Here is a 16,310-nt window from a genome sequence, read left to right as displayed (position 1 = left end):
CTGAAATCAAACACGGTAGGAGCGAGCTTGCTCGCGAAAAACCCGAGAGCGCAAGGGCGCATCAGGCAGCTCGCGTTATCGTTGACGATTTTCGCGAGCAAGCTCGCTCCTACAGGGGGCGGCGTTGTTCTTTCAAAGGGGACAAACAACAAGGGGGCGAATCTTCATCCGCCCCCTGTGTGTCCGCTTATTCCTGCGGTTCTTCTTCGTCTGCGGCAGCATCGAGGGTTGGCTCGTCGACGTTGTCATCGCCCGCTGCGATCACCTCGCCTTCAAACTCCTCACCTTCCAGCTCTTCGCCTTCGACTTCCGACGGTTCCTGGACACGCTCCAGGCCGACCAGTTTTTCGTCCTTGGCCAGCTTGATCAAGGTCACGCCCTGGGTGTTACGGCCCAGGCTCGACACTTCGGCCACACGGGTACGCACCAGGGTGCCCTGGTCGGAAATCAGCATGATTTCCTCGCCATCGAGCACCTGGACCGCGCCAACCAGACGGCCGTTGCGGTCGTTGCTGACCATGGCGATAACGCCCTGGCCGCCACGCTTGTACTCCGGGAACTCGCTGATGGCGGTGCGTTTGCCATAACCACGCTCGGAAGCGGTGAGGATCTGGCTGCCTTCTTCCGGGATCAGCATCGAAATCAGCTTCTGCCCTTCCGGCAGGCGCATGCCGCGCACACCGCGGGCGGTACGGCCCATGGCGCGAACGTCGGATTCCTTGAAGCGAGTGACCTTGCCGCCGTCGGAGAACAGCATGACTTCACGCTCGCCATCGGTGATGGCCGCGCTGATCAGCACGTCGCCTTCGTCCAGCTCCAGGGCGATCAGGCCCACGCTGCGCTGACGGCTGAAGGATTCCAGCGGGGTCTTCTTCACGGTGCCTTTGGCGGTGGCCATGAAGATGAAGTGACCTTCGGTGTATTCCTCGACCGGCAGCATGGTGGTGATGTACTCATCACTGTCCAGCGGCAGCAGGTTGACCAACGGACGACCACGGGCAGCACGGGAAGCTTCCGGGATTTCATAGGTCTTGAGCCAGTACACCTTGCCCTTGCTGGAGAACAGCAGCAGCGTGGTGTGACTGTTGGCGACCAGCAGGTGGGCGATGTAGTCCTCATCCTTCACGCCGGTAGCCGATTTACCTTTACCGCCACGGCGCTGGGCCTGGTACGCAGCCAATGGCTGGGTCTTGGCATAGCCACCGTGGGAGATGGTCACCACGCGCTCTTCTTCCGGGATCATGTCACCCAAGGTCAGGTCGAGGCGAGCATCGAGGATTTCGGTGCGGCGCACGTCGCCGTATTCGGCGCGGATCACTTCCAGCTCTTCGCGGATCACTTCCATCAGGCGCACGGCGCTGTTGAGGATGCGGATCAGCTCGCCGATCTGGTTGAGAATCTCCTGGTACTCGGCCAGCAGTTTCTCGTGTTCCAGGCCGGTCAGGCGGTGCAGGCGCAGCTCCAGGATGGCCTGGGCCTGTTCCGGCGACAGGAAGTACTTGCCGTCACGCAGGCCGTATTGCGGGTCCAGGGTCTCCGGGCGGCACGAGTCGGCGCCGGCACGTTCAACCATCGCCACCACGGCGCTGGATTCCCATGGCATCTTGATCAGCGCTTCCTTGGCTTCCGACGGCGTCGGCGAAGCCTTGATCAGGGCGATGACCGGGTCGATGTTCGACAGCGCTACAGCCTGGCCTTCCAGGATGTGGCCGCGCTCGCGGGCCTTACGCAGTTCGAACACGGTACGGCGGGTAACCACTTCGCGACGGTGACGTACGAAGGCTTCCAGCAGGTCCTTGAGGTTCAGAATGCGAGGGCGGCCGTCGATCAGTGCAACCACGTTGATACCAAACACGCTTTGCAGCTGGGTCTGGGCGTAGAGGTTGTTGAGGATCACCTCAGGCACTTCGCCACGACGCAGCTCGATCACCACGCGCATACCGTCTTTGTCGGATTCGTCGCGCAGTTCGGTGATGCCTTCGAGCTTCTTCTCTTTAACCAGCTCGGCGATCTTCTCGATCAGACGCGCTTTGTTCAGCTGGTACGGGAGCTCGGTGATGACGATCTGCTGGCGGCCACCGACCTTGTCGATGTCCTCGATGATCGAGCGGGCGCGCATGTAAATGCGCCCGCGACCGGTGCGATAGGCTTCGATGATGCCGGCGCGACCGTTGATGATCGCGGCGGTCGGGAAGTCCGGGCCCGGGATGTATTGCATCAGCTCATCGACGGTCAGCTCAGGGTTGTCGATGAGGGCCAGGCAACCGTCGATGACTTCACCGAGGTTGTGCGGCGGGATGTTGGTGGCCATGCCCACGGCGATACCGCTGGAACCATTGACCAGCAGGTTGGGAATCTTGGTCGGCATGACCGCCGGGATCATTTCGGTGCCGTCGTAGTTCGGCACCCAGTCCACGGTTTCTTTATGCAGGTCGGCCAGCAGCTCGTGCGCCAGCTTGGTCATGCGCACTTCGGTGTATCGCATGGCCGCGGCGTTGTCGCCGTCGACCGAACCGAAGTTGCCCTGGCCGTCTACCAGCAGGTAGCGCAGGGAAAACGGCTGGGCCATCCGAACGATGGTGTCGTACACCGCAGTGTCGCCGTGAGGGTGATACTTACCGATCACGTCACCGACAACACGGGCAGATTTCTTGTACGGCTTGTTCCAGTCGTTACCCAGTTCGCTCATTGCGAACAGTACACGCCGGTGCACGGGCTTCAAGCCATCGCGCGCATCAGGCAGTGCCCGACCGACAATTACGCTCATCGCGTAGTCGAGGTAGGACTGTTTCAGCTCGTCTTCGATATTGACCGGGAGGATTTCTTTGGCCAGTTCGCCCATGAGAAGCCTGATTCCTTTTTCGGGTGAAACCTCGTCGCATCCATATGGGACGAACGAAGCTCGCCGTCGCCGGCACACTGCCTGACAACGACTTACGACAAATCAACGAGTTATGACACGGATCTGCACGTTATGGGCAACCCCTGGGGGCGGCCCTGGAAACCGCCGGATGTTATCACAATCGCCGCCACGCACCTATCCCCCTGATGCGCATGGAGACTAGTAATTTGACGGATGACAGGCTTGAGGAGGCCGAGAGGGGCTCAGAGATGGGGTGGTGCTTTTTTTTGAGGGTGGATCCGAGGGTTTTATTGACTTTCAGGGCCAATCGGGGGCAAGCCCATTCCACACTTTAATTGTGAACAGTCAAAATGTGGCAGGGGGCTTGCCCCCGATAGCCACTTCACAGACACCAAAGCCTTCAATGCAGCCGCTTACGGCACATCAGCTTGGCCAATTTCGCCGTATCCGGCCGCTCAACCACGCCCTTCTCAGTCACGATCACATCGATCAGGTCGGCCGGAGTCACATCAAATACCGGATTAAACGCATTGACCTCCAAGCGCTGCCCCATGACCTCCAGCAGCTCACCGGGATCGCGCTCCTCCAAGGCCACATCGTCACCAGTGGCCATCATCAGGTCCAGGCTCGAACTCGGCGCCACCACCATGAAACGCACGCCGTGGTGCATGGCGCACACTGCCAATTGATAAGTGCCGATCTTGCTGATCACATCGCCATTGGCGGCAATGCAATCGGCGCCGACGATCACCCAGGTGATGCCTTTGGTCTTGAGGAGATGCGCACCGGCCGAGTCGGCATTCACGGTGACCGGGATCCCCTCGCCCGCCAGCTCCCAGGCGGTCAGCCGCGAGCCTTGCAGCCATGGGCGGGTTTCATTGGCGTAGACGTGCTCGACCAAGCCTTCCAGAAAGGCCGCGCGAATCACCCCGAGGGCCGTTCCGACACCGCCGGTGGCCAAGGCGCCGGCGTTGCCATGGGTCAAGATCGCCTGGGCGTTGCCCTGATGCTTGCGAATCCGCTCAACGCCCAACTGGGCCATGACGAGGTTGGCTTCCCGGTCGCTTTCATGGATAGCGATCGCTTCGGCCTCCAGCACCGCCAGCGGATCGGCGTGCTTCTTGACGCGATCCAGGCGATCGCGCATGCGCTTGAGCGCCCAGAACAGGTTCGAGGCGGTCGGACGGGTATCGGCCAGTAGTGCGTAGTCCTCTTCCCAGGCGGCCTGCCAGTCACCGCCCTCGGCGATGCGCTCGCGAGCGGCGAGCACCAGGCCATAGGCCGCGCTGATGCCGATGGCCGATGCGCCACGCACCACCATGGCACGAATGGCCGCAGCCACTGCATCGACCGTGGAGCAGGCCACCCAGCGTTCCTGGGACGGCAGGGCGCGTTGATCGAGCAGGTGCAGCGCGCCATCACGCCAATCGATGGCCTTCACTTTCTCCGCTGCCAACAGTCGATCGCGCATCCATCACCCCATACTCATCAACAAAAGCCGCCGATTATAGCGATCCGCCAGCCAGGACGCTCGGGTATACTTCGCGCTTCTTTTATAGCTGCCCGGGAAGAAGCCTGCGATGACCTCCACTGCCGCCCCGCTCGACTTATTGCTACTGCCAACCTGGCTGGTACCTGTCGAACCCGCCGGCGTGGTGCTCAAGGACCATGGCGTGGGCATCCGCAATGGGCGTATCGCCTTTATCGGTCCACGGGCTGCGGCATTGAAGCTGTCGGCCACTGAAGTGCGCGAGCTGCCGGGCATGTTGCTCAGTCCGGGCCTGATCAACGCCCACGGGCATGCGGCGATGAGCCTGTTTCGCGGCCTGGCCGATGATCTGCCCCTGATGACCTGGCTGGAAAAACACATCTGGCCCGCCGAAGCCAAGTGGGTCGACGAGGCCTTCGTGCGGGACGGCACCGACCTGGCCATTGCCGAGCAGCTCAAGGGCGGCATCACCTGCTTCTCGGACATGTACTTCTACCCCAAGGTCGCCAGCGATTGCGTGCACAACAGCGGCATGCGTGCGCAGATCGCGATTCCGATCCTCGACTTCCCGATTCCCGGTGCCGGCACCGCCGATGAGGCGATCCGCCAGGGCATCGAACTGTTCGGCGACCTCAAGCACCATCCGCGCATCAAGATCACCTTCGGCCCCCACGCGCCCTACACCGTGTGCGATGCCAACCTGGAAAAGATCCGGGTCATCGCCGAAGAGCTGGACGCCGCGATCCATATGCATGTGCATGAAACCGCTTTCGAGGTACAACAGTCCGTCGAACAGACCGGTGAGCGGCCGTTGGCGCGCCTGGGACGCCTGGGCTTGCTGGGGCCGCGCTTCCAGGCCGTTCATATGACCCAAATCAGCGAGGACGACCTGGCTTTGCTGGTAGAAAGCAACACCAGCGTGATCCATTGCCCGGAATCGAACCTGAAACTGGCCAGTGGCTTCTGCCCGGTGGAGCGTCTATGGCAGGCGGGCGTCAATGTGGCCATCGGCACCGATGGCGCCGCCAGCAACAACGACCTGGACCTGCTGGGTGAAACCCGTACCGCCGCGATGCTGGCCAAGGCCGTCGCCGGTTCAGCCACCGCCCTGGACGCCCACCGCGCGCTGCGCATGGCTACGCTCAACGGTGCACGTGCCATGGGCCTGGAAAGTGAAATCGGCTCCCTGGAAGTGGGCAAGGCGGCGGATATGGTCGCCTTCGATCTGACCGGGCTGGCGCAACAACCGATCTACGATCCGGTCTCACAGCTTATATATGCCACCGGACGCGATTGCGTGAAACACCTTTGGGTCGCCGGCAAGCAGTTGCTCGACGACCGGCAACTCACCCGCATGGATGAACAACAGTTGACCGCCACGGCCATTGCCTGGGGAAAACGCATCAGCGGGCACACCGAATAACGCTGGCTCTGAACCCGCGTGTTCAGGACCGACAAACCGATTTATCAGATTTAGAGGATTCACCATGAGCAACGTCGACCACGCCGAAATCGCCAAGTTTGAAGCCCTGGCCCACCGCTGGTGGGACCGCGAAAGCGAGTTCAAACCCCTGCACGACATCAACCCGCTGCGGGTCAACTGGATTGACGAACGCGTCAACCTGGCCGGCAAGAAGGTGCTGGACGTCGGTTGCGGCGGCGGCATCCTCAGCGAAGCCATGGCCCAGCGCGGCGCCACCGTGATGGGGATCGACATGGGCGAAGCGCCGCTGGCCGTGGCCCAGTTGCACCAGCTGGAATCCGGCGTGAGCGTGGAATATCGCCAGATCACCGCCGAAGCCCTGGCCGAGGAAATGCCTGAGCAGTTCGACGTGGTCACCTGCCTGGAAATGCTGGAGCACGTACCAGACCCATCGTCGGTGATCCGTGCCTGCTTCCGCATGGTCAAGCCGGGCGGCCAGGTGTTCTTCTCCACCATCAACCGCAACCCCAAGGCCTACCTGTTCGCGATCATCGGCGCCGAATACATCATGAAGCTGCTGCCGCGCGGCACCCACGATTTCAAGAAATTCATCCGCCCGTCCGAACTGGGTGCGTGGAGCCGCCAGGCCGGGCTGACCGTCAAGGACATCATCGGCCTGACCTACAACCCGCTGACCAAGCACTACAAACTGGCCAGCGACGTTGACGTCAACTACATGATCCAGACCCTGCGCGAGGAGTAAGCCTGTGAAGTTGCGAGCGGTTCTCTTCGACATGGACGGTACCCTGCTGGACACCGCGCCGGACTTTATCGCCATCTGCCAGGCGATGCGCGCCGATCGCGACCTGCCACCGATCAACCCACAGCATATCCGCGATGAAATCTCCGGCGGTGCGCGGGCGATGGTGGCCGTGACCTTCTCGATGGACCCGGAATCCCCCGGCTTTGAAGAGCTGCGCCTGGAATTCCTCGAGCGTTACCTGAAGGGTTGTGCGGTCCACAGCACATTGTTCGACGGCATGGCGGAACTGCTGGAAGACATCGAGAAATCCAAGCTGATCTGGGGCGTGGTCACCAACAAGCCACTGCGCTTTGCCGAGCCGATCATGCAGCAACTGGGCCTGGCCGAGCGCTCGGCGCTGCTGATCTGCCCCGACCATGTGAAAAACAGCAAGCCGGACCCGGAGCCGATGATCCTGGCGTGCAAGATGCTCGGCCTGGACCCGGCCAGTGTGTTGTTCGTGGGGGATGACCTGCGCGACATCGAGTCCGGCCGCGACGCCGGCACCCGCACGGCGGCGGTCACCTATGGCTATATCCACCCGGACGACAACCCGCGCCATTGGGGCGCGGATGTGGTGGTGGATCACCCGCTGGAACTGCGCAAGGTGCTGGATAACGCACTGTGCAGTTGCTGATGGCTCACCAACCCAGCTGACCTATGAAGATCCCACAGGGGATCTCCACCGGTCTCAAGTTTTGTGCTGAAACATGTTGAATTCTGTCGAGGCTTTTATGTTTGATTACTCTGCACGTCCAGAACTGCTCAAAGGCCGGGTGATCCTGGTGACCGGCGCCGGGCGCGGGATTGGCGCGGCCGCGGCGAAAACCTACGCCGCCCATGGCGCGACCGTGCTGTTGCTGGGCAAGACCGAAGCCAACCTGGCCCAGGTGTATGACGAGATCGAAGCGGCCGGCCACCCGCAGCCGGTGGTGATCCCCTTCAACCTGGAGACCGCCCTGCCCCATCAATACGATGAGCTGGCAGCGATGATCGAAAAAGAATTCGGCCACCTCGATGGCCTGCTGCACAACGCCTCGATCATCGGCCCACGTACGCCGATCGAGCAGTTGTCCGGCGAGAACTTCATGCGGGTGATGCACATCAACGTCAATGGGATGTTCATGCTCACCAGCACGTTGTTGCCGCTGCTCAAGCTGTCCCAGGATGCGTCGGTGGTGTTCACCTCCAGCAGCGTCGGGCGCAAGGGTCGGGCGTATTGGGGCGCTTATGGGGTGTCGAAATTCGCCACTGAGGGCCTGATGCAAACCCTGGCGGATGAGCTCGACACCGTCGCACCAGTACGCGCCAACAGCATCAACCCCGGCGCCACGCGTACCAGCATGCGGGCCCAGGCGTATCCAGGTGAAAACCCAAGCGACAACCCGACGCCGGAAGAAATCATGCCGGTGTATCTGTACCTGATGGGCCCGGACAGTACCGGCATCAATGGGCAGGCGTTTGACGCGCAGTGAAACCAAATGTGGGAGGGGGCTTGCCCCCGATTGCAAGGTGTCAGTCACTGTATCTGTGACTGACCCACCGCTATCGGGGGCAAGCCCCCTCCCACATTTGTATTGCGGTGTTCTCTGGGCCTTAGTTTTTCACGACATCTTCAAGCGTGAAACGACCCAACGGGTTTTGCAGGAAGTTGCTCACATTCTTGCGTGAGATGTTGATGTACGGGCTGTAGTACAGGTCGATCCAGTTCACATCCTGTTTCGCCAGTTTCTGCAACTCGACATACATCTGCTCACGCTTGACCGGGTCAGCCTCGATGCGCGCCGCCGCCACCAGCTCCTTGACCTTGTCGTTCTTGTAGCGGGTCATGTAGTTCTGGTTGGTGTCGTGACCCAGTACGAAGGTGGTCTTCTGGTCCGGGTCGAGGATGTCGTTGGTCCAGTACATCACCGAAATATCGTACTCACCGTCCACCAACATCTGCCAGCTTTGGGTCGGGTCGACCTTCTGCAGGTTGGCGGTCACGCCGACCTTGGCCAACTGGTCCTTGATGATCACCGCGATCTGCTCGTCGGCTTCGTTGCCGGCGTTGACCACATAGTTGAGCTTCAAGTCCTTCGCGCCAGCCTTTTCCAACAGTTTCTTGGCGGCGGTCGGGTCATACGGGCGTTGCAGGTTGTTGGCGTAGTGGAACAACGAGCCTTTCGGGATGTAGGAATAGGCCACCGTGCCCTGACCGTAGGTCGCGGTTTTCACCAGCGACTGCTTGTCGATCGCCATGTCCAACGCCTCGCGTACTTCCTGCTTGGCCAGCAGACCGTGGGCGTGGTTGATCAGCAGGTGATCTTCACGGGTGGACGGGTCGGAGTGGATCACCACGTTCTTGTCTTTCTTCAGCTCTTCAACCCGGGAAAACGGTACGAAGATCGCCGTGTCCAGCTCGTTGTTCTGCACCATGCGCATCCGCGTGTTGTCGTCGGTCACGGAGACCCACTCCACACCATCCAGGCTGACCTTCTTGGCCTGCCAGAAGTTCGGGTTCTTCTTCAGGATGACCCGGTCGCCCTTGCGCCATTCGTCCACGGTAAACGCGCCGGAGGTCACCGGATTCTCCGAATAGGCGTCTTCCCCCATTTTGGTCATGGCTTTTTCCGACAGGATCGACACCGTCGGCGAGGCCAGTTGCGACAGGAAGGCGACCGCCGGAGTCTTCAGTGTGACAACCAGGGTTTTCGAGTCCGTTGCCTTGGCGGTGTTGATCAGGTTGAAGGGGTCAGCCCACAGCGACGCCTTGTTGTCGCGAATGCGCAGCAGGCTGAACGCCGCATCCTCGGCGGTGATCGCCGAGCCATCGGAGAACTTCGCATCGCGCAGCTTGAAGGTGTAGGTCAGGCCGTCCTTGGAAATATCCCAGCTTTCAGCCAGGCCCGGCTCCATCTTGGTCCCTAGGTTGTCCACGCGTACCAGGGTGTCGTAGACGTTGGCAAATACCCAGGTATCGCGGTTTTGCGCGCTTTTGATCGGGTCGAACGTGGTGCTGTCTTCACGGCAACCGATGGTCAGGACGCCGGCGGCATGGGCCAGGCCGGCGGTCAACGACCAGGCGGTCAGCGTGGCAGCGGCGAGCAATTTCAAGTGGCGCGATTGCATGTCATAACTCCTTGTTCATGATGGGCAGGAAGGGTCAACGGTTCTTCAAGCACGCAACTGTATCGATGCTCGTGCAGGGAATGGATAGGCGGCAATACCACGGAACACATCGTCCGAGCGTACCGGCAACGCGGGTGAAAGGCACAGCCCGTGGGCAAATTCAGTGGGCTCGGCGGCTCGCCAGGTAACGGCTGCGTCGGCAAAGGCCGGTGCGGATCGATCTCCGGAATCGCCTCGATCAACGCCGCGGTATACGGATGGCGCGGCGCGGTGAAGACCGCTTCCACCGGCCCTTCCTCGACGATCTTGCCCAGGTACATCACCGCCACGCGGTCGCACAGGCGCCGCACGATGGCCAAATCGTGGGCGATAAACAAAATCGCCAGGTTCATGCGCTGTTGCAGTTCCAACAGCAGGTTGATGATCTGGCCCTGGATCGATACATCCAGGGCCGCCACGCATTCATCGGCGATGATCAAGCGCGGCTCCACCGCCAGCGCCCGGGCAATACCGACACGCTGGCATTGGCCGCCACTGAGGGCGCCGGGTTTGCGACTGGCCAGTTCGGGACGCAGGCCGACCAGGTCAAGCAGTTCGTTGACGCGAGCCGGAATACGCTCTGCCGGGACTTTGCGCTGCACCCGCAGCACCTCGGCGATGGTTTCGCCGATGGTGTGGCGCGGGTTCAACGCGGCGTAGGGGTCCTGGAAGATCATCGCCGTTTCCTGGCGCAGGCGCGCGATGTCGATCGCGCTGCCATGGGCCATGTCGATGCCATCGAACAGCACCTGCCCGGCACTGATCGGGTTGAGGTGCAGGATCGCGCGGCCCAGGGTGCTTTTGCCGCTGCCGGACTCCCCCACCAACCCCAGGGTTTCACCGGCTGCAAGGTTCAGCGACACGCCGTTCACCGCCTTCACCCACTGCTTGTTCAGGCCGAACACCCCCGTGCCGGACGCGGCGAACCGCACCTCGAGGTTCTTGATCTGCAACAGGCTCATGGGCGCGCTCCCAACGGGTAGTGACAGGCCACGCGCGCGCCTTCGGGCAACCGTTCGGTGCACAACGCGCCGACCTGCGGGCAACGCGGGTTGAAGCGGCAGCCGCCGGGTAATGCATCGAGCAAGGGAGGCTGGCCGGGAATGGTACGCAGCAACCCAGGGCCACTGCCGTGGGCCGGCTGGCAATCAATCAGGCCCGCTGTGTAGGGGTGTTGCGGATGGGCGAGCACGTCGTACTTGCTGCCGTGCTCGCACAGGCGCCCGGCATACATCACGGCGATGGAATCGCAGGTTTGCGCAACCACGCCGAGGTCGTGGGTGATCATGATGAGCGACAGGCCGCGCTGGTCACGCAGGTCCAGCAACAGGCGCAGGATCTGCGCCTGCACGGTCACGTCCAACGCCGTGGTCGGCTCGTCGGCAATCAGCACTTTCGGGTTGCAGCCCAGGGCCACGGCGATCATCGCGCGCTGGCGCATGCCACCGGAAAACTCATGGGGATAGTTGTCGACCCGTGCCTGGGGATCGGGAATGCCCACCTGGCGCAACACTTCAATGGCTTGTCGGCGCGCGTGTTTTTTCGACGCGCCCTGATGCAGGCGGATGCCTTCGGCGATCTGATCGCCGATGCGCATCAAGGGGTCAAGGTGGCTGCTGGGGTTCTGGAAAATCATGCCCAACTGCCCGCCACGCACCGCGCGCATGCCGGTGTCATCCAGTTGCAGCAGGTCCTGGCCCGCCAGGCGTACCGCACCGCCCTGCACGCGCAGGTTGGGTGACGGCAACAAGCGCATCAGGCCACGGCAGGCCATGGTCTTGCCCGAGCCGCTTTCACCCACCAGGCCGAGGATCTCGCCTTCGGCCAGGTCGAAGGACACGCGGTCGACCAGGGTCACATCGCGCCCGCTGTTATTGGCGATCACACTAAGATCCCGCACTTGAAGCAGACTCATGAGCGATCCCCCAGCACTTGCGCCACACCATCGGCCAGCAGGCTGAAGCCCATGGCTAGGGTCACGATGGCCAGCCCCGGAAAGGTGCAGATCCACCAGGCCGTGGTGATAAACGCCTGCCCTTCGGCAATCATCGTCCCCCACTCCGCCGTCGGCGGTTGCACGCCCAGGCCCAGGTAGCTCACGGCGGCACCGTTGAGCAATACCAGCACCGCGTCAGACATGGAAAACACAATCGAGCCAAACATTGCATTCGGCAGCAAATGCCGGAACAGGATGCGCCCATGGCCAAAGCCCAGGCTCTTGGCCGCGAGGGCGAAGTCGCTTTCCTTGAGCACCAGGATCTGTGAACGGATCAGCCGTGCATACGACACCCAGCCCACCAGCGCCATGGCGATATAAAAACTCTTCAAGCCCGGACCGAGGATAGCCATGATCGCCAGCATCAACACCAGGAACGGGAACGCCAGGATCACATCGATCACGCGCATGCAGAAACTGTCGAAGCGCCCGCCGATATAGCCGGAAACCGCGCCGACAAACGTGCCGATCATGAACGGGAAAATCACCCCGATGATGGCAAGCTGCAGGTCGACGCGTGCGCCCCAGATCACCCTCGAAAGGATGTCTCGACCGTAGTTATCCGTACCAAATGGATGGGCAAGGCTCGGCCCCAGCAAGCTGATGTCGGTGTTCTGCGCAATCGGGTCATAGGGCGCGATCCACGGCGCACACAGCGCCAGGACCAACCACACCAGCAGGATCAACAGCCCCCACGCGGCCGTCAGGCGGCCATTGCGAAAGCCAAAACGCAGACGCAGGCGCCATGGAGCAATCAGAGGACGGCTGCTCATTGCATTTTCACCCGAGGGTCGAGGGCCACCGTGACCACGTCGGCGATAAAGTTGACCACCACCGTCGCGCACGCCAGCACCATCGCCACGCCCTGCACCACCATGTAGTCGCGGGTAAAAATGCCGCGCACTAGCAACTGGCCGATGCCGGGAATGGCGAACAAGCTTTCGATCACGACGGTGCCGCTGATCAGCCAGCCAATATTCACCGCCAGCAGGTTGACCGCCGGCACCAGGGAATTGGGCAACACATGGCGACGGAACACCGCCGCTTCCGACAGCCCGCGGGCCCGCGCGGCAGTGACGTGGTCGGCCTGCAGCTCCATCAACATGCTCGCCCGCAGGTTGCGGACCAGCACCGCCGACAGCGCCAGGGCGATGGTCAGGCACGGCAAGACCATATGGTGCGCCTTGTCCAGCCAGGTACGGCCGTAGCCGGAGACCGGGAACAGGCCCCATTGCACACTGAGCAGCAGGATCAGCATCAGGCCCAGCCAGAACGCCGGCATGCCCAGGCCCACGGTGGTGAACACGCGGATCAGGTTGTCCGCCCACCCGCCTTTATTGCGCGCGGCCCACGTCGCCAGCGGCACCGCAATCAGCAGTGCCAGCACCACGCTGCCGAGCACCAGCACCAGGGTGGGTTCGATGCGGGTGACGATCAATTTCAAGGCGTCGACTTTGTACAGCAGTGATTGGCCGAGATCGCCCTTGAGCAGGTTCTTCAGGAAATAGAAATACTGCTGCCACAAAGGCTGGTCGAGGCCGTACTGGGCGCGGATTTTCAGCAAGGCGTCCGGCGTGCTGCGCGAGCCCAGCAGGGCCCGTGCCGGGTCGCCAGGAATCGAGCGCACCAGCACAAACGTGATCAGGCTGATGCCAAACAGTACCGGCAGCAATTGCAGCGGCCGGGACAGTACAAAACGGTAGCGCGCCAGGTTCATCTGTCAGCCTCGGTGGCGAGCGAGAAAGTCCAACAGTACCGGAAAATAAGCCTGTGGCTCTTCATAGAACGGCATATGGCTACTGTTGGGAAATACATGCAGTTCGGCGTGTCTGGCCGCCATCTTCATGCGCATGGCGCAGGCTGGGGTGAGTTCGTCGTGCTGGCCGGTGGTGATCAGGATCGGCATGTTGAAAGCGGCCATCTCGGGGATGCGGTTCCAGTCCTTGAGGTTGCCGACGTAGAGAAATTCGTTGGGGCCCTGCATGGTTTCGTAGGGGCCCATGTTCCAGTCGCCGAGGGAGCGCTTGACCGGCTCGGGCCATTCGTCCAGGCGGCAGACATGGCGATAGTTGAGCAAGGTGATCGCGGCCTGGTATTGCGGGTGATCCAGGGTACCCATGGCTTCGTGGCGTTGCATCATCGCCACGGTCTCACTGCCCAGGGCGCCGCGCAGGCGTTCGAGTTCTTGAGAAAGATGCGGAATGTCGCCGACGGTGTTCTCGAGGATCAGGCTTTTCAGCCTGTCGGGGTAATGGATGGCGTATTCGATGCCCAGCCAGCCACCCCAGGAATGCCCGAGCAGGTGCACGCGGCCGAGGCCAAGGGTTTGGCGTACGGTTTCGACTTCTTCGACATAACGGCGGATTTCCCACAGGGAAACATCGGTCGGTCTGGCTGATGCGCCTGTGCCAAGCTGGTCGAATGCAACCACTCGCAGGTCATGGTCCTTGAGCCAGCCATGGGCGTCGCGCAAGTAGTCACACGGCAGGCCCGGCCCGCCGTTGAGACACAAGAGCACCTCATCGCCTTCGCCGAAGCTGTAGACCACGAGGTTGTGGCCATCGACTTGCACGTTGTACTGCTGGTCGGGGGCAATTTCACGCCACATGCATACATTCCTTGTGTTGTATCGGCCTGGCGGGCAGCGGCCGTTTATCAGGCCAACACTACCGAGGATGCCGCGCGTCCATAACCTGGTATTTCTTATAGGTTTGGCCTGGCAGTCCTTCGCCGGGGCGTGGCATTCTACTTGCAGGAAGTGGAGATTCAAATGAATTCGGGAGCAGAACGGATGCTGGCCAAGCTAACTGCCTTCAATAATCGTCTGATGCCGGGCAGGAGCCTGGATGAGCAGATGGACAACACTTTTATCCTCGCCCAGCAGTTGGGCTTCGATGCACTGGTATACGACTACACCCCGGTGCCGATCGACCAGAATGGTGCGTTGATCACCCCCTCGGTGCTGGAGCTGCGTAACACGCCGACCGATTGGCATGCACTATGGTGCAGCAAGGGTTTCTACCAGATCGACCCGGTGCAACACCTGGCCCTGCGCACGGTATCGCCGTTCGTGTGGTCCTACGAAGCCAAGGCTGACACGGCCCTGCAAACCATCATCGACCCCTGCCACGCCCCCGTCTCGTCCTACCTGCACGACCAGCAACTGACCTGCGGCGTCAGCGTGCCGATGCATCTGCCCCGTGGCGGCTTTGCCTCACTGACCGGCTTGCGCACCGGCAAAACGCCTACCGTGCTGCAGGACGCGCAGCAGACCTTGTCGGACTTCAGCCTGATTTCCCACGCGTTGCAGGAAGCGGCCTACCCGCTGTTCGGCAAGGAGCTGCGCACCTATCCGCACATTCACCTGACCAAACGTGAACGCGAATGCCTCAAATGGGCCGCCGACGGCCTGACCGCCGCCGAAATCGCCACGCAACTGAGCCGCTCACTGGCCGTCGTCACCCTGCACCTGGCCTCGGCGATGCACAAACTGGGCGCCAAGAACCGCGTGCAGGCGGTGGTCCGCGCCACCCATTACCGCCTGCTGGAAGACTGATCCCCCGGCAAAACCTAGCTGTTTTGCTAGTTACCTAAATCTCGCCCGCAGACTATCGTGTTCCTGATCATTTTTTCAGGGCAGGGTAGGAAATGGACTTCATCGAAAAAATCCGCGAAGGGTATGCCGCGTTTGGCGACTACCAGACCTGGTACCGCGTCACTGGCGACCTGGCCAGCGGCCGCACGCCGCTGGTGGTCATCCACGGCGGCCCGGGCTGCACCCATGATTATGTCGACGCGTTCAAGGACGTCGCGGCCAGCGGTCATGCGGTCATCCACTACGACCAACTGGGCAACGGCCGCTCCACGCACTTGCCTGAGAAAGACCCGTCCTTCTGGACCGTCGATCTGTTCCTTAAAGAATTGGACAACCTGCTGGACCACCTGCAGATCAGCGATAACTACGCGATCCTTGGTCAGTCCTGGGGCGGCATGCTCGGCAGCGAGCACGCCATCCTGCAACCCAAGGGCCTGCGTGCGTTTATCCCGGCCAACTCACCGACCTGCATGCGCACCTGGGTCAGCGAAGCCAACCGCCTGCGCAAGCTGCTGCCCCAAGGCGTACATGAAACCCTGCTCAAGCATGAAGCCGCCGGCACTTACCTCGACCCGGAATACCTCGCCGCCTCGCGGGTGTTCTATGACCAGCATGTGTGCCGGGTGAACCCATGGCCGGAAGAAGTGGCGCGCACCTTCGCCCAGGTCGACTCGGACCCCACGGTGTATCACGCCATGAGCGGCCCGACCGAGTTCCACGTGATCGGCAGCCTGAAGGACTGGAAATCCATTGGCCGCCTGTCGGCCATCAAGGTGCCGACCCTGGTGATTTCCGGCCGGCATGACGAGGCCACGCCACTGGTGGTCAAGCCGTTCCTGGATGAAATCGCGGATGTGCGCTGGGCGCTGTTCGAAGACTCCAGCCACATGCCCCACGTGGAAGAACGCCAGGCGTGCATGGGCACCGTGGTGAAGTTTCTGGATGAGGCGTGCTCTGTTCCGCACACAGTCCGCAAGGCTGGTTGAGTTCCA

At 61.7% G+C, this 16,310-nt stretch carries 14 protein-coding genes; 6 read left to right on the top strand and 8 right to left on the bottom strand.

All coding sequences use genetic code 11. The features are described 5' to 3' along the window. Positions 1–187: 187 nt before the first annotated feature. Both gyrA and mtnA read right to left on the bottom strand, forming a co-directional pair. The gene (gene gyrA / locus AC07OP_RS22240; RefSeq protein WP_495101249.1) at positions 188–2,842 is read right to left on the bottom strand and encodes a DNA gyrase subunit A; all 2,655 of its coding nucleotides are present in this window, start codon (positions 2,840–2,842) and stop codon (positions 188–190) included. A 421-nt stretch (positions 2,843–3,263) separates the two neighbouring features. Next, the gene (mtnA, locus tag AC07OP_RS22235; protein WP_495101248.1) at positions 3,264–4,334 is read right to left on the bottom strand and encodes an S-methyl-5-thioribose-1-phosphate isomerase; all 1,071 of its coding nucleotides are present in this window, start codon (positions 4,332–4,334) and stop codon (positions 3,264–3,266) included. A gap of 109 nt (positions 4,335–4,443) precedes the next feature. On the opposite strand from mtnA, the gene AC07OP_RS22230 reads away from it, so the two are divergent. From AC07OP_RS22230 to AC07OP_RS22215, 4 genes are all read left to right on the top strand, one after another. After that, the gene (locus AC07OP_RS22230) at positions 4,444–5,775 is read left to right on the top strand and encodes a TRZ/ATZ family hydrolase (RefSeq protein WP_495101247.1); all 1,332 of its coding nucleotides are present in this window, start codon (positions 4,444–4,446) and stop codon (positions 5,773–5,775) included. 64 nt (positions 5,776–5,839) lie between these two features. Next, the gene (gene ubiG, locus AC07OP_RS22225; RefSeq protein WP_003172645.1) at positions 5,840–6,538 is read left to right on the top strand and encodes a bifunctional 2-polyprenyl-6-hydroxyphenol methylase/3-demethylubiquinol 3-O-methyltransferase UbiG; all 699 of its coding nucleotides are present in this window, start codon (positions 5,840–5,842) and stop codon (positions 6,536–6,538) included. 4 nt (positions 6,539–6,542) lie between these two features. Next, positions 6,543–7,214, top strand: a complete 672-nt coding sequence (gene mupP, locus AC07OP_RS22220; protein ID WP_065928119.1) for an N-acetylmuramic acid 6-phosphate phosphatase MupP — start codon at positions 6,543–6,545, stop codon at positions 7,212–7,214. 97 nt (positions 7,215–7,311) lie between these two features. Then, positions 7,312–8,052, top strand: a complete 741-nt coding sequence (locus AC07OP_RS22215; protein WP_495101246.1) for a YciK family oxidoreductase — start codon at positions 7,312–7,314, stop codon at positions 8,050–8,052. A 121-nt stretch (positions 8,053–8,173) separates the two neighbouring features. Here the strand turns inward: AC07OP_RS22215 and AC07OP_RS22210 are convergent, their stop codons facing one another. From AC07OP_RS22210 to AC07OP_RS22185, 6 genes are read right to left on the bottom strand one after another with little or no spacing between them, the layout of a single operon-like run. Then, positions 8,174–9,688, bottom strand: coding sequence for an ABC transporter substrate-binding protein (locus AC07OP_RS22210; protein WP_495101245.1), 1,515 nt, complete (start codon positions 9,686–9,688; stop codon positions 8,174–8,176). Then, entirely contained in the window at positions 9,670–10,689 is a 1,020-nt protein-coding gene (locus tag AC07OP_RS22205; RefSeq protein ID WP_495101244.1) for an ABC transporter ATP-binding protein, read from the bottom strand. The genes AC07OP_RS22210 and AC07OP_RS22205 overlap by 19 nt, the downstream gene beginning before the upstream one ends. Then, positions 10,686–11,642 carry an ABC transporter ATP-binding protein gene (locus tag AC07OP_RS22200; protein WP_115486001.1) on the bottom strand — a complete coding sequence of 319 codons (957 nt, stop codon included), beginning with the start codon at positions 11,640–11,642 and terminating at the stop codon, positions 10,686–10,688. Before AC07OP_RS22200 ends, AC07OP_RS22205 begins: the two co-directional genes overlap by 4 nt. Further along, a complete protein-coding gene (locus AC07OP_RS22195) occupies positions 11,639–12,496 on the bottom strand; it encodes an ABC transporter permease (RefSeq protein WP_065928124.1) in 858 nt (285 codons plus the stop codon). The genes AC07OP_RS22200 and AC07OP_RS22195 overlap by 4 nt, the downstream gene beginning before the upstream one ends. Further along, on the bottom strand, positions 12,493–13,440 hold the full coding sequence (locus AC07OP_RS22190; RefSeq protein ID WP_027604190.1) for an ABC transporter permease: 948 nt from the start codon (positions 13,438–13,440) through the stop codon (positions 12,493–12,495). The genes AC07OP_RS22195 and AC07OP_RS22190 overlap by 4 nt, the downstream gene beginning before the upstream one ends. A 3-nt stretch (positions 13,441–13,443) precedes the next feature. After that, entirely contained in the window at positions 13,444–14,331 is an 888-nt protein-coding gene (locus tag AC07OP_RS22185; protein ID WP_115486000.1) for a proline iminopeptidase-family hydrolase, read from the bottom strand. A gap of 183 nt (positions 14,332–14,514) precedes the next feature. Between AC07OP_RS22185 and AC07OP_RS22180 the strand changes: the two genes are divergently transcribed. Together AC07OP_RS22180 and AC07OP_RS22175 are read left to right on the top strand one after the other, a co-directional pair. Then, a complete protein-coding gene (locus AC07OP_RS22180) occupies positions 14,515–15,279 on the top strand; it encodes a LuxR family transcriptional regulator (protein WP_027604192.1) in 765 nt (254 codons plus the stop codon). Between the two features lie 92 nt (positions 15,280–15,371). Then, positions 15,372–16,304 (top strand): proline iminopeptidase-family hydrolase, encoded by a 933-nt coding sequence (locus AC07OP_RS22175; protein ID WP_065928127.1) that lies wholly within the window; start codon positions 15,372–15,374, stop codon positions 16,302–16,304. Positions 16,305–16,310: the final 6 nt, after the last annotated feature.

The organism is Pseudomonas sp. GW821-FHT09D08, assembly GCF_059416305.1.
Note: the sequence above shows the minus strand (reverse complement) of the source record. Positions and strands in the feature narration are given on the sequence as shown.